Raw genomic sequence first — 13,122 nt, forward strand, 5'->3', positions numbered from 1 at the left:
GGCTACCGTTTGCAATTCAAGTCGAGGAGGGGAGTATGAAGAACATTATCCGTACTAGCCTTCTGGCCTTCGGCTTTATGGCAGCGCCGCTGATGGCCAGGGCCGAGGCGACTGGCTGCGATCGGCTGCCGGCTCCTGAAATCTCCCAGTTGACAGGGCTTACTCTGGACTTGGATTATGCCGGCCGCCTTGATAACTGTGGCGGCAAATGTGAGCTCAGAGACGGCCGGGTGTGCGTCTATAAGGTGCGGGGAGAGCCGCAGCAGGTTGCTGTCGATATCTATTTTCCACGTCACGATTTCGACTCGGAAACAGAGATTGCTCAACGGCGCGTGATACAGAGATGGGATATCGATATCGCCGGTGTGGGCACTCGGGCTATCTGGCACTATGATCCTGAACATCTTGGCGGCATCGGGTACCTGTACATCTACGATGGCGATCGCCTGCGTATAGACGTCAGCTCAAGCGGCTTGCCTGAGTTGGATGCCCTTTCCAAGGCCCAAGCCGTGGCCCAACTCGCCCTTAGCCGCTTTTAGAATTGAAATCACGGCCGATCGTTCTATATTTGTTTCATGCCTGCCCCCAATACAGACCTGTTCGGACACACTGCGCCGACCTCGAAATCCGCCATCCCGCAGGTCGATGACGCCCAAAAGCCGCTGGCCGACCGCCTGCGTCCCAAGATGGTCACCGAAGTGGTGGGGCAGGACCACCTGCTCGGCCCCGATGGCGCCATCTCGCGTCTGATTGCGCGCGGGTTCCTGCCCAGCCTGATCCTGTGGGGACCGCCGGGCGTCGGCAAGACGACCATTGCCCGCCTGCTGGCCGAGGCTGCCGGCTATGAGTTCCAGCAGATATCGGCCGTCTTTTCCGGCGTCGCCGACCTGAAAAAATCGTTCGAACAGGCCCAGCAGCGTCACCAGATGGGACAACGCACGGTCCTGTTCGTCGATGAAATCCACCGCTTCAACCGCGCCCAGCAGGACAGTTTCCTGCCCTTTGTCGAGGCCGGTGTCGTGACCCTGATCGGCGCCACGACCGAAAATCCGTCTTTCGAGTTGAACGGCGCCTTGCTGTCGCGCTGCCAGGTCTTCGTGCTGAAACGCCTTGATGACGCGGCGCTGGACCTGATCATCGCCCGGGCCGAAGCCCATATCGGTCATGGCCTTCCGCTGCAGCCGGAAGCCTATGATACGCTGAAACTGCTCAGCGACGGCGACGGCCGCTATATCCTCAGCCTGATCGAGGCGCTGGACCATATGGGCTTTGACCAGCCGCTCGATTCCGCCGGACTGCTCGACAACCTGCAAAAGCGCCGGCCCAATCACGACAAGGATCGCGAAGGCCACTACAACCTGATCTCGGCCCTGCACAAGTCGGTGCGCGGCTCCGATCCGGATGCGGCGCTCTACTGGCTGGCGCGCATGCTGAACGGCGGCGACGACCCCTTGTTTATCGCCCGCCGCCTGATCCGCATGGCGTCCGAAGACATCGGCAATGCCGATCCCATGTCGCTGATGATGTGCAATGCGGCGCGCGACACCTATGAGGTCCTGGGCTCGCCCGAGGGCGAACTGGCCCTGGCCCAGGCCGTCGTCCACATGGCGTCGGCGCCGAAATCCAACGCCGTCTACACCGCCTTTAAGAAGGCCACGGCCCTGGCGCGCGAAACCGGCCATCTCGATCCGCCGGTGGTCATTCTCAATGCGCCGACCAAGCTGATGAAGGACATCGGCTACGGCCAGGGCTATATCTACGATCCCGACGATCCCGACGGCTTTTCCGGACAGAACTATTTTCCCGACGGCCTATCGCGTCCCAGCCTCTATGACCCGGCCGGCGCCGGTCACGAGGGCAAGGTCCGTCAGCGACTGGACTATTGGGCGGAACTGCGCGACAAGAAAAGCAAGGCGCGCGGGGAATAACACAAACCTGGGGGGAGGGGACGATGGTCGGGTTTTCGACAGTTGCGATATTTGTTTTGGTCGCCATTGTGCCAGCCTTCCTGCCTTTGTTCGTTCCTCGGCCGCCTGGCAACAACCGTTTTGGGCATCAGGCCGAAGCCGTCGCGGATTTCACAAGCGCCATCACAGGCTGTTTCAGGAAATATGCCGATTTCAAAGGCCGTGCCGGCCGGTCGGAATACTGGTGGTTCTTTCTGTTTTTCATGCTGGCACTTTTCGCCATCGGGATTGCGGTGTTCCGGGGCGTGACTGTTGCCGGGTTGCTGTTTTGGGTCGTCTTTATTCCGTTTCTGGCGGTGACGGCGCGCCGGCTGCACGACATTAACCGTAGTGGTTGGTGGATTCTGATCGGATATCCCGTGAGCCTGGGTATGATTTCCCTTTTATACATGCTGGTCCAACCCCCTTCGAAAATCGACGAGAAGATGATCAGGGTCTTTGATTAGGGGGAGCCGGTGATACTGGAAAGCGATATGGCGTTTATATTTCTGCTGATGCTGAGTGGTGTTGCGGCCGTGGCCGCGGTGATTGTCTTCCTGTGCGCGCTGCCCTTTCTGCTCAAATCCAGGCGGGGCGATAACCGGTTCGGCGCACCTTCCAAGACACAAGGCATGGGCACGGCGATAGTCTCTGGCCTGCGGCGCGGGCTAGATTTTGCCGGTCGATCCAACCCGATGGACTTCTGGTTTTTTGCTATATTTGTGTTGATGCTCTGCGGGCTCAGTTTGGTGGGCACTATCGGCCTGGTGTTCGTCAACAGCGTGCACCCAACGGCATGGTCGGCCCTGCCGCTGATCGTCATCCCGGTCATGGCCATGCCCAGCCTGGCGGTGGCTGTACGCCGCCTGCATGACATCAATCTCAGCGGCTGGTGGCTGCTGCTCCTGGGCTGTTTCGGTTATTTCGTCCTGCTATACTGGTTCTTTCAACCGACGCAGACCGACAGCACAGCGGAGATCTTTTAGAAGCCCATGAGCGCCATGCCGGAAATCTCTGATCTTCCGACGGACTTCATGGTCTATGTTGTCCTGTATTTTGTCGTTCTGCCCATTGTGGCCACCGGTCTGCTGGCTGTTATCAGGCCCGCCGGCGCCCCCAGTCCGTTTGGCCCGAGGCCCCGGCCTAAGTCGATCGCCAGCGCCGTCCTGACTGTCTATCGCAAGACCTTCATGTGGCGGAGCCGGGCAGGGCGATCGGAATTCTGGTGGTATATGCTGTTCGTGGTCACGGTGCAGAACGGCATCGCCTTCGCCCTGGCCACGCGCGACCATAGGGTGGACCAGACACTGTACTATATCGTTCTGGCGGTCTTTCTGCCCACGGGTCTGGCCGCTGGCACGCGCCGCCTGCATGATATTGGTCGCAGCGGCTGGTGGCAATTGCTGGCCCTGACCGGTATCGGCTATCTCACCTTGATTGTCCTGTGGCTTCTGCCCTCGCAGAAGGACGGCGATATGCAAGTCGCCGACATGTTCGAGTAACGCCATGCCGGGTTCGCGCGACTTCGACCTGTTTATCGCCAATGTCGAAATTGGTCTCAACAACGCAATCATTTTCGTTTTTGTGCCTCTCGTCCTGGCCATGGCGCTGTTCTTTGCGCGCCCGGTCGGACGCAATCCCTATGGTCCCATGCCGGTCGAGATGCCCGTTCCGGAGGCCGTTGCAACAGCGGTGCGCAAGACTTTGGACGTCAAGGGGCGTGCCGGCCGCGCCGAGTTCTGGGGCTATATGTTGCCGGCCCTGGTGCTGGCGCTTGGGACGGTCGTGGCAGCGTGGTGGTTTGACATCTTGCCCGCAATGACGATCGCCGTGCTTTTGTTGGCGCCGGCGATTGCCGCCGGTGCGCGGCGTCTGCACGATATCGGGCGCAGTGGCTGGTGGCAGTTGCTGGCCCTGACGGGGCTTGGCTTTATCGCCCTGCTGATCCTGTGGAGCCTGCCGTCGCAAACGATTGACGACGCCGACGTTTCCGACCTGTTCTAGAGCGAAATGACTTTAGGTAGAATCGTCATTTCGCTCTAGTTTTTGCTTTGTCGCGCAATTTAACCGAAAAGTGGCATCCACTTTATCGGATTGCGCTCTAGCGATCGAGAATATCCCGCACACGGGCTGCCAGTTCATCCAGGGTGAAGGGTTTGCTGATCAGTTCCACGCCCTTGTCGAGGGCGCCATTATGCACCACGGCGTTGCGCGTATAGCCCGTCGTATACAGCACCTTGAGGTCCGGTCGCAGGACGCGGGCTTGATCGACCAGCTTGCGGCCGTTGGTTTCCGGCATAACGACATCGGTGAAAAGCATCACGATTTCCGGATGGTCCTGTAGCAGCGCCAGGGCCACGGCAGCGTTTTCGGCCTCCAGCACCCGATAACCCAGTTCGGTCAGGGCATCCGCGCTGAACTGCCTGACCGCCGGTTCGTCATCGACCACGAGAATGACTTCGAGGGGATCGCCCGGCAGGCATTCAACAGGGATCTCGTCGTGCGCCGACCTGGCGTCCTGGCCGTCGGCCCGTGGCAGGTAGATCCTGATGGTTGTTCCCTGACCGACCTCGGAATAGATCTTGACGTGCCCGCCGGACTGCTTGACGAAGCCATAGACTTGGCTCAGCCCCAGACCCGTTCCCTTGCCGACCTCCTTGGTCGTGAAGAACGGATCAAATGCCTTGGCCATGACTTCGGGCGGCATGCCGGTGCCGGTGTCCGTAATGGCGATCATCACATACTGGCCTGCCGGCACACCCATTTCGGCTGCGACGTAGCGCGCGTCGAGATGGGCATTCTGGGTTTCGATCGTCAGCTTGCCGCCGTCCGGCATGGCGTCGCGGGCATTGACGCTGAGATTGAGAATGACATTTTCGAGCTGGTTGGGGTCGACCTCGGTCTTCCATACCCCACCGGCCAGCACGGTTTCCAGGCGAATGTCGGCGCCGATCGAATGGCGCAGCAGGTCAGACATGCTCGACACCAGCCGGTTGGGATCCAGCACCTCAGGCTGCAGCGGTTGCTGGCGGGAAAATGCCAGCAGGCGATGTGTCAGGTTTGCCGCACGCTTGGTCGCTTCGGAAGCCGACTGGACATAGTGCCTGGCGCGCGCGTCCTCGACTCCGATGCGGCGGTTGAGCAGTTCCAGTGAGCCCATGACGACGGCCAGCATATTGTTGAAATCGTGGGCTATGCCGCCGGTCAGTTGCCCGACCGCCTCCATCTTCTGGGATTGGCGAAGCGCATCCTCGGCCTCGGCCAGTCTGCGTTGCGCGGCGATCCGATCGTTGATGTTGGTCACAATCTGATAGGCGCCGATGCGTCGGCCTTCGTCGTCATACAGGTTGTTGAACTTCATTTCGTAGCTGTTGCGTATCCGCCCCGCTTCACCGAGTTCACTGACGGTCGTAAATTCCTCGCCCGCCAGGGCGCGTGACCAAACCGCCTCGATCGCGGCCCTCTGCCCGGGCTGGTCGTCGAGCAGGTCCAGCATGCACAGGCCGACCTCGGGGCAGGCACCAAAGACGCGCGCGAATTCATCGGCGCCGGCCTTGTTGAAGGCCAGCCAGCGATAGTCGAGATCGACGACGTGAATAAAGGCGTCGGTCGATTCGAAGACGGTGGCCAGCAGGTTGCGCTCCTCGGTGCGTTGGCGGACCTGGTGCTCAAGCGTGGCGTTCAGGCGGGCAAAGGCATCGAGGGCGGCCTTCTGGTCCTCGATATCAGTATTGGTGCCGATCCAGCGGACAATCCGGTTGGCGACACCCAATAGCGGTGCGCCGCGAATGGGCAGGGCACGCACGATGTGCGAGCGATAAACACCGTCGGCACGGCGGATGCGGAACTGCGCTTCATAGGTTTCACCGGAGGTCAGCGCAGCCGCCCAGGTTTCGGCGGCCGCCTTGCGGTCGTCGGGATGGACGATCTGCGTCCATGTCTCGCCGTCCAGATCGCCTGGCGAGGTACCGCTGTAGGCGTAGGTCTGGTCGTTGAACCAATCGAGTTGGCCGTCGGGAGAGGCCGTCCAGATATGGTTCGGCACAGCCTGGGTAAAGGTGCGGAACTCGGCCTCGCGTTCGGCCAGGGCGGCTTCGGTTTCGGCGCGTTCGATCAGTTGCCGTGTGCGTTCGGCGACCGCCTGCATGAACTCGACTTCGTCGTCAGCCCATTGTCGCGCCTTCTGGTCATTGAGATAGACGATGGTGTGCAGCCGTTTGTCGCGCAGGAACGGCACCACCAGTATAGCGCGGGTATCGACCTCGGTGGCGGTAGCCAGGGTTTCGCTCTCGTTGCTGATGGCATCCTCGAAGAGATTTCCGACAACGATGGTTTCGCCGGCGCTCAGCCGGACAACGATCTGGGTGCCGAAGGCGTGCGCCGGATATTCGCCCAGCAGTGGTGGTACGCGACCGTCGGTCCAGCAGACCGTATAGCTGAAGATGTCCTCGACCGGATCCAGAAGACCGTAGCCGACGCGCGAGACGCCGAAATGGCTGCCCATCAGCGCGCATGCCTGATGCAGGGCCGCCGCTGTATCGTGGCCGCGCAGCAGTTCCGTCAGTTCCGTCATGACGGCCCGGCGTGTTTCCTCCGCCTTGCGTGCGGTTATATCGATCGCGGTGCCGATGGCGCGCACGCAGCGACCCGAGGCGTCGAACAGGCCGCGTCCCTTGGCGGCGACCCAGCGCACCCGACCGTCTTCCTTGCCGACGGTCCGATATTCGACGTCGTAGGTGCCGCGGTGGTCGGGATCTATCGTCGCCAGGAAAGCCTTGCTGGTGACTTCGCGATCCTCGACATGCAATCCGTCGTAAAAATCGTTCATGGTGCACGGTACGCCGGGCGATATGCCGAACATGGCCTTGGTTCGGTCCGACCAGTTCAGTTCGTCGCTCACCAGGTCCAGGTCCCAGGTTCCGATTTCGGCGGCTTCCGTCGCCAGCCGCAGCGATTCTTCACTCAGCGCCAGGCGCGCCTGGGCGGCATGGCGATCGCTGATGTCACGCAGGAAGCCGACAAAAGCCGCGTCTCCACCCGGCGGCGCCGCAACGATCGCCAATTCGATCGGAAATTCGCGTCCGGTCCGGTCGATGGCCGTTATTTCGATACGCCGGCCAACGACATGGGCCACGCCGGTCTCATTATAGCGCATCATACCCTGGCGGTGGCCGTCGCGGTGGCCTTCGGGAATAATCAGGTCACTCAGCGACCGGCCGAGCGTCTCCTCGGACGACCAACCGAACATTTTGGTTGCCAGTTCACTCCACGCCACGACATGGCCGTCGGTGTCGATCGCAACCACGGCGTCGAGCATTGAGGCCTGCAGTGCAGCGACCGTGCGATCGCTGATATCCTTCTTGTGGGGCAAACAGCGCTCCTGGCTCCGACGAGCTTGGCGTAAATGGCGGACGGGAAGGCATGCGTGATTTTTCAGGCCGGAGCAATGCGATTCTATGGCGGCCTTTTTTCAGCCTGGAATAACGTCCTTACAGGTTTGCCTTTCGCCGCCGCCATGGCTATGAGACCGCATGGCGAAGCATTCCCCACAACATATGAAGGCCCTGCAACGCCGTGGCTCGCGCCCCGTCCAGACGCCGAAGCAAATTCCTGCGTCCAGGTTGCCGCGGAAGCTGTCGGACGACGAGATCGCCTGGGTGAAGTCCATGGTGATCTATGAGGACGCCGATATCATGGGCTTTAACAAGCCATCTGGCCTGTCGAGCCAGGGCGGGCGCGGCGACGGCCACAATCTCGATGACATGATGTGGGCGTTTGCACGGTCGAACGGCAAGCGTCCAAAACTGGTTCACCGCCTGGATCGCGACACCTCGGGCATATTGCTGGTTGCCAAGACCCAGCCGGCGGTGTCGTTCCTGGGCAAGGCGATGATTCGCCGCGCCTTTGACAAGACCTATCTTTGCCTGGCTTCGGGCGCCGACCTGCCCGACAACTTTAGCGTCGACGCCGCCCTGCGGCGCGAAGAACTCGGAAGGGAAGCGTGGTCACGCATCTGTGAGTCAGATCATCCCGATGCCCAGACGGCGCAGACAGCCTTCGAAGTGCTGGCGCGCGGTGACGATGCCGTGCTGCTGCGCTGCAGCCCACATACGGGCCGCATGCATCAAATTCGCGTTCACCTGACCCATATGGGGGCACCTATTGCGGGCGACATCCGCTACGGCGGCGCATTGAGCCTGGGTGGCCATGGCGTGAAGCGGCTGATGCTGCATGCCCGTTCCCTGACCTTTCCGCATCCGGCCGGCGGTGACAAGACCCTGTCTGCCCCGGTTCCGGAAGACTTTACCAGCCTGTGTCAGGCACTGGGGATTGTAATCTAGAACTTCATATATATTGGTTGTGTAATCGGCTTGTTTATTATTTGATTAAGTTTAATTATCGGTCATGCTTAATGAATAGTTGGGTTAACATTGAACCATTTTCTGTTTACTTAATCTATTTCTAATTCTTTAACGGGCGACTGCTATTTTGGTGAAAATATCGCGAAACTAACCCGGAAAAGGTCGTTTCTCTCACCCAAGGCGCACACCCATGTTGCCCATGAAGTCTTTTAGCGGTTTCCTTCGTCGCTTGTCCGCCGATGTGCGCGGCAATGTGACGATGATTGTTGCCTTTGCCGTTATCCCGACGGCGGCAGCCGTCGGTGGTGGGATCGATTTTGCCAATATCCAGGCAGCCCGCGCCCGACTTCAGGACGCCGCCGACGCCGCCGTGGTCGACGCCACACTGGATCCGACGACGAACGCGACCCTGACGAGCCGAACCGCGGCGGCCAAGAAAGCCTTCTGCGCCAACATAAAGGCGACGACAGGGGGGCTGCAGAACAGTTTCTGCGCCGCCAAGTCCCTTGACACCCTGGCCACGGCTTCGGGTGTTTTGACCACTTCGACCACCAACAACGTCATGACACTCAGCTATGCGGCGACGGCTCATGTGCCGACCTACCTTCTGGGGCTGGTCGGCATCGACACGGTCGATATCGATGCCCTGGCCAAGGCGGGTGTCAGTACCAGCACGTCCGAAATCGCCTTCGTGCTCGACAATACCGGTTCGATGTCGTCGAACAGCAAGATGACCTATCTGAAATCCAGTCTCGATGCCTCACTGGCCGGACTGCTGGATTCAACAGGCAAGAACATCGCCAACACCAAGGTCGCCCTGGTGCCGTTCGATACCCAGGTCGCGCTCAACAATGTCGCCAGCATGACCGGTTATGCCGGGAATTTCGGCACGGTAAATCCGGTCTATGCCTGCACGGGCTACAATTCGGCCCAATGCCAGATTCTGTCCGACAACTACACAGCCATGTGTAACGGCAATACCTCCTGCCTGTCGAACAAGCTCAACTATACGCGCAGCTGGTCGTCCAATGGATCGACATACTTCGGTGTCTTTTCCACATCCTACTATACCTCCAGCTACACCTATTCCTACAATCACCACACCTATAACTACACCTATATCATGTACCGCCAGATCGTCTATCGGGTCAGCGGCTCAACCTATACGCAATACAGCACATCGAGTGACGGCGACTACTATACCTATAATGCCTATTATCAGCAGCCCAACAACTACAGCCAGTACAACGGCACTGTAACCTACTCGACTCCGACAGCCGGCGGCTATGGCAGCGGATCGACCACGGTCTACAAGGACAACAACACCATCACCACCAATGACGACCTCTTGGGTGTCGGTACCAACAACTGGTCGGGCTGCGTCATCGACCGCACCCAATCCTACGACGTCACTGCCGATGCGCCGGTCACCACCACCGCCGCGACCCTATACCCGGCTTCGAAGTGCGCCACCAACTCGCTGCTGCCCATCATGCCCTTGACCACCGACATCGCTGCGGCCCGGTCCTATGCGGCAGGCATGACTCCGGCCGGCAACACCAACATCACGATCGGTGTCCAATGGGGCATGGAAGTCCTGTCGCCGACGGCCCCCTTCTCGACGGGCGGCGCGTTTACCGACCCGACGGTGAAGAAGTACATGGTCGTGCTGACCGACGGCATCAATACGCAGAATCGCTGGAGTACCACGGCTGCAACCATCAATGCCCGGACGACGCTCGCCTGCACCAACGCCAAGAACCTCGGCATCACCGTCTTCACTGTGCGGCTGGAGCAGGGCGACTCCACCATGCTGCAGGGCTGCGCCTCGCAGACCGGCTACTACTACAACCTGACCAATGCCAGCGACCTGCCGGCGACCCTCGCCAAGATCATGAAATCGATCAAGAAGGTCCGTCTCACAAAGTAATCCGACCTGATCAGGTCAATCCCACTCCGGCGAAGACTCACCAAGACCGCCGACTCCTGAGCCGTCCTGCTGCAAAGCGGGGCGGCTTTTTTTTGCATTTTTTTCAGATCAAGCCGCCGCCCGGACGGCCTCGATGGCTCCTCGCATAAGCTCGGGCGGCCAAAGGGCGTTTTCTGGCGCCCTTGCCAAGCTGCGATGAGCATCGCAGCTTGGAATAATCGACTACTTCCTGTCCGCAGGGTTAATGAACTCCTAATTTTCGGCCCGAGGTTTGCAAAGCTTGTGTGACTGTCCCGTTTGGGGACTGGCATTTTGTTCGCAATTCCGAGGATCACGCCGTGACTACGCAGCCTGACCGTCATAACCGTTTCGCATGTCTCATCCATGGGGTGGACGCCATCTGTCGCGACACGCGCGGCAATGTCGTGATGATTTTCGCCCTCAGCACTGTTGTCATATTCGGATTTGTCGGTGCCGCCATCGACTTCTCGCGGGTCGACGCAGCCCGCCGGCACCTGCAGGACGCTGCCGATATCGCCGTCCTGCGCTCGCTCGACATGAAATCGGCTACCGACGCAGCCCGGGCCATTGCCGCGGACAGCTCTTTCGCTCAAAATTTCAGCAATCCCGGCGTCTCGGGCATTTCGGGAAGCCTCGAACGCGACCAGGCGGGCAGCGTCATCAATGAGACCTATACGGTCCATGCCACAGTCTCGAGCTATTTCGGCGCCTTTTTCGGCAAGGACAACTACCCCGTGACGGTCGTGTCCCAGGCCAGGACGTCGCTCGACGTCTTCGAGATCGCCTTCGTGCTCGATTCGACCGGCTCCATGGCCGACAGCAACAAGATGCCGAACCTGAAGTCGTCGGTCGACAGCGCCCTGGCCAGCCTGCTAGATGCCAAGGGCAAGAATGAATCGGGCAGCAAGGTTGCCATCGTGCCGTTCAACACACAGGTTCGCCTGGCCAATACCGATCTTAGCAACCTCGCCAATCAGGGACTGAGCAGTGGTGGCGGCGGCAACTGCGTCGTCGACCGCACGCAATCCTACGACGTCTCCGGCGATGCGGCGCTCAAGGGCAGCGCCAAGACGCTCTATCCGGTCAGCAACTGCGACGAAAACACCCTGCAGCCCGTCCAAGGCCTGAACAGCAACATCGCCACTTCGCGCAGCTTCATCAAGTCGCTGAAGCCCGGCGGCTACACCAACATCACGGTCGGCGTGCAATGGGGCATGGAAGTCCTGTCGCCGAACCAACCCTTTACCGGTGCCGTGCCCTTCGGCGACACCTCGGCCAGGAAATTCATGATCGTGGTGACCGACGGCGACAATACCAAGAACCGCTACAGCTGGAACGCCGCCCAGATCGACGCCCGCACGGCACTGGCGTGCAAGGACGCCAAGGCGCGTGGCATCACCGTCTACACGGTCAAGGTCATCGAGGGGAATTCCAACATGCTGCGCGCCTGTGCAACAGCGCCTGAAAACTTCTACGACCTGACCAGCGCCAGCCAGTTGAACGCCACCATGTCCGGTATTTTCAAGTCGATCAACAAGACCCGCCTGAGCATGTAATTCCAAGCGCGATGACGATGACTCATCGGGCCGGGCGCCGCGCGCTTGGCAAGGGCGCCAGAAAACGCTCTTTGGCCGCCCGAGCTTATGCGAGGAGCCATGCGGCGCTTGAGCTGCAAAAGAGAATTAGGCTTGGTCTCCGGTCCGGGTTTGGTATAAGGGCAGGGTGATCGAAGCGGAGGCGTTGCATGAACCCGAAAACCGACTGGGCTGAACTGTTTCTGTCCGCCGGGGGGCGTGCCCGCCAGGTGCCTTTTACCGTAGCGGCGGCCCTGATCCTGGTTTGCGTCGCGCTTTATCAATCCGCCTTCAAGGGGCCGGTCGAGCTGCTGACCGGTTGGGTTGTTTATCCGGCACTGCTATATGTCGGCGCCTGCGTCCTGTCCAAGCGTCTGCACGATCGCGGTCGCTCCGGCTGGTGGGCGGCGGTCATCCTGATGGCGGTAATCATGGCCTGGCCGCGGCCACAGGGCTTTTTCGACTTTATTGCCGTTGTGATCCTTCTTTGGGCGGCTGTGGATCTATGTATCATGCCGGGTGAGCGAGGCGACAACCGTTACGGCAAGACGCTGTTCCGCTCGAAATTGGCGGCTTAAGCCGCTTCGACCGGGCCGAATAGGGCCTCGAAACTGACCTTCAGGGCATAGTCGACCTCATCCATAGTAACCGGCAAGCCGAGGTCAAGCAGGCTGGTCACGCCGTGTTCGGTAATGCCGCACGGGACAATTCCGCCAAAGTGCGACAGGTCGGGTTCGACATTCAGGCTGATGCCGTGAAAACTGACCCATCGTCTCAATTTGATACCGAGCGCGGCAATCTTATCTTCGCTCACCGGAAGACCCTTGTCCCTGCGCTCAACCCAGACACCGACGCGCCCGTCACGGATATGTCCCTCGACATTGAACTGCACCAGGGTGTCGATGATCCATTGTTCCAGGGCCTGGACGAACAGGCGTACGTCCTTGCGGCGGCGGTTGAGGTCCAGCATGACATAGACGACGCGCTGGCCCGGCCCGTGATAGGTATATTGGCCACCGCGACCGGTCTGGAAGACCTCGAACCGGTTGGGAGCGATCAGGTCCTCCGCCTTGGCCGACACACCGGCGGTATAGAGCGGCGGATGCTCGACCAGCCACACCAGTTCACGCTCGGAACCATCGGCAATGGCCGCTGCGCGTGCTTCCATGAAGCGCACGGCCTCGGGATAGGGGACCGGGGCAGGGGCCACCTGCCATTGCGGGGGCGGGCCGTCGATTTGGCTGTGGAAATCCAGCGGTTTTAACGGGTCGGAAAGCATAGAGGCTTCA

At 60.2% G+C, this 13,122-nt stretch carries 12 protein-coding genes; 10 read left to right on the forward strand and 2 right to left on the reverse strand.

The annotated features are described in order from the left end of the window. Positions 1 to 35: 35 nt before the first annotated feature. From AC1DXO_RS14930 to AC1DXO_RS14955, 6 genes are read left to right on the forward strand one after another with little or no spacing between them, the layout of a single operon-like run. Entirely contained in the window at positions 36 to 539 is a 504-nt protein-coding gene (locus AC1DXO_RS14930; protein ID WP_476978965.1) for a hypothetical protein, read from the forward strand. A gap of 36 nt (positions 540 to 575) precedes the next feature. Next, positions 576 to 1,928, forward strand: coding sequence for a replication-associated recombination protein A (locus AC1DXO_RS14935; RefSeq protein WP_476978966.1), 1,353 nt, complete (start codon positions 576 to 578; stop codon positions 1,926 to 1,928). A gap of 23 nt (positions 1,929 to 1,951) precedes the next feature. Further along, entirely contained in the window at positions 1,952 to 2,413 is a 462-nt protein-coding gene (locus tag AC1DXO_RS14940) for a DUF805 domain-containing protein (RefSeq protein WP_476978967.1), read from the forward strand. A gap of 27 nt (positions 2,414 to 2,440) precedes the next feature. Continuing rightward, positions 2,441 to 2,932, forward strand: a complete 492-nt coding sequence (locus tag AC1DXO_RS14945; RefSeq protein ID WP_476978968.1) for a DUF805 domain-containing protein — start codon at positions 2,441 to 2,443, stop codon at positions 2,930 to 2,932. A 6-nt stretch (positions 2,933 to 2,938) separates the two neighbouring features. After that, a complete protein-coding gene (locus AC1DXO_RS14950) occupies positions 2,939 to 3,448 on the forward strand; it encodes a DUF805 domain-containing protein (RefSeq protein WP_476978969.1) in 510 nt (169 codons plus the stop codon). 4 nt (positions 3,449 to 3,452) lie between these two features. Continuing rightward, positions 3,453 to 3,950, forward strand: coding sequence for a DUF805 domain-containing protein (locus AC1DXO_RS14955; RefSeq protein WP_476978970.1), 498 nt, complete (start codon positions 3,453 to 3,455; stop codon positions 3,948 to 3,950). A gap of 97 nt (positions 3,951 to 4,047) precedes the next feature. Here AC1DXO_RS14955 and AC1DXO_RS14960 read toward each other — a convergent pair whose 3' ends face one another. Continuing rightward, positions 4,048 to 7,317: a PAS domain S-box protein gene (locus AC1DXO_RS14960; RefSeq protein WP_476978971.1), complete on the reverse strand. Its 3,270-nt coding sequence runs from the start codon at positions 7,315 to 7,317 to the stop codon at positions 4,048 to 4,050. Between the two features lie 160 nt (positions 7,318 to 7,477). Here AC1DXO_RS14960 and AC1DXO_RS14965 point away from each other — a divergent pair, with 160 nt between their 5' ends. The 4 genes from AC1DXO_RS14965 to AC1DXO_RS14980 all read left to right on the forward strand — a co-directional run bounded on the left by AC1DXO_RS14965 (position 7,478) and on the right by AC1DXO_RS14980 (position 12,411). Continuing rightward, positions 7,478 to 8,287, forward strand: a complete 810-nt coding sequence (locus tag AC1DXO_RS14965; protein ID WP_476978972.1) for an RluA family pseudouridine synthase — start codon at positions 7,478 to 7,480, stop codon at positions 8,285 to 8,287. A 211-nt stretch (positions 8,288 to 8,498) separates the two neighbouring features. Then, the gene (locus tag AC1DXO_RS14970) at positions 8,499 to 10,238 is read left to right on the forward strand and encodes a pilus assembly protein TadG-related protein (protein ID WP_476978973.1); all 1,740 of its coding nucleotides are present in this window, start codon (positions 8,499 to 8,501) and stop codon (positions 10,236 to 10,238) included. 338 nt (positions 10,239 to 10,576) lie between these two features. Continuing rightward, positions 10,577 to 11,815: a vWA domain-containing protein gene (locus AC1DXO_RS14975; protein ID WP_476978974.1), complete on the forward strand. Its 1,239-nt coding sequence runs from the start codon at positions 10,577 to 10,579 to the stop codon at positions 11,813 to 11,815. 188 nt (positions 11,816 to 12,003) lie between these two features. Beyond that, positions 12,004 to 12,411, forward strand: a complete 408-nt coding sequence (locus AC1DXO_RS14980) for a DUF805 domain-containing protein (protein WP_476978975.1) — start codon at positions 12,004 to 12,006, stop codon at positions 12,409 to 12,411. Here the strand turns inward: AC1DXO_RS14980 and lipB are convergent. Continuing rightward, positions 12,408 to 13,112 (reverse strand): lipoyl(octanoyl) transferase LipB, encoded by a 705-nt coding sequence (lipB, locus tag AC1DXO_RS14985; RefSeq protein ID WP_476978976.1) that lies wholly within the window; start codon positions 13,110 to 13,112, stop codon positions 12,408 to 12,410. The two genes, AC1DXO_RS14980 and lipB, sit on opposite strands and share 4 nt — an antisense overlap. Positions 13,113 to 13,122 lie beyond the last annotated feature (10 nt).

Source organism: Asticcacaulis sp. P2_C5 (assembly GCF_056404555.1).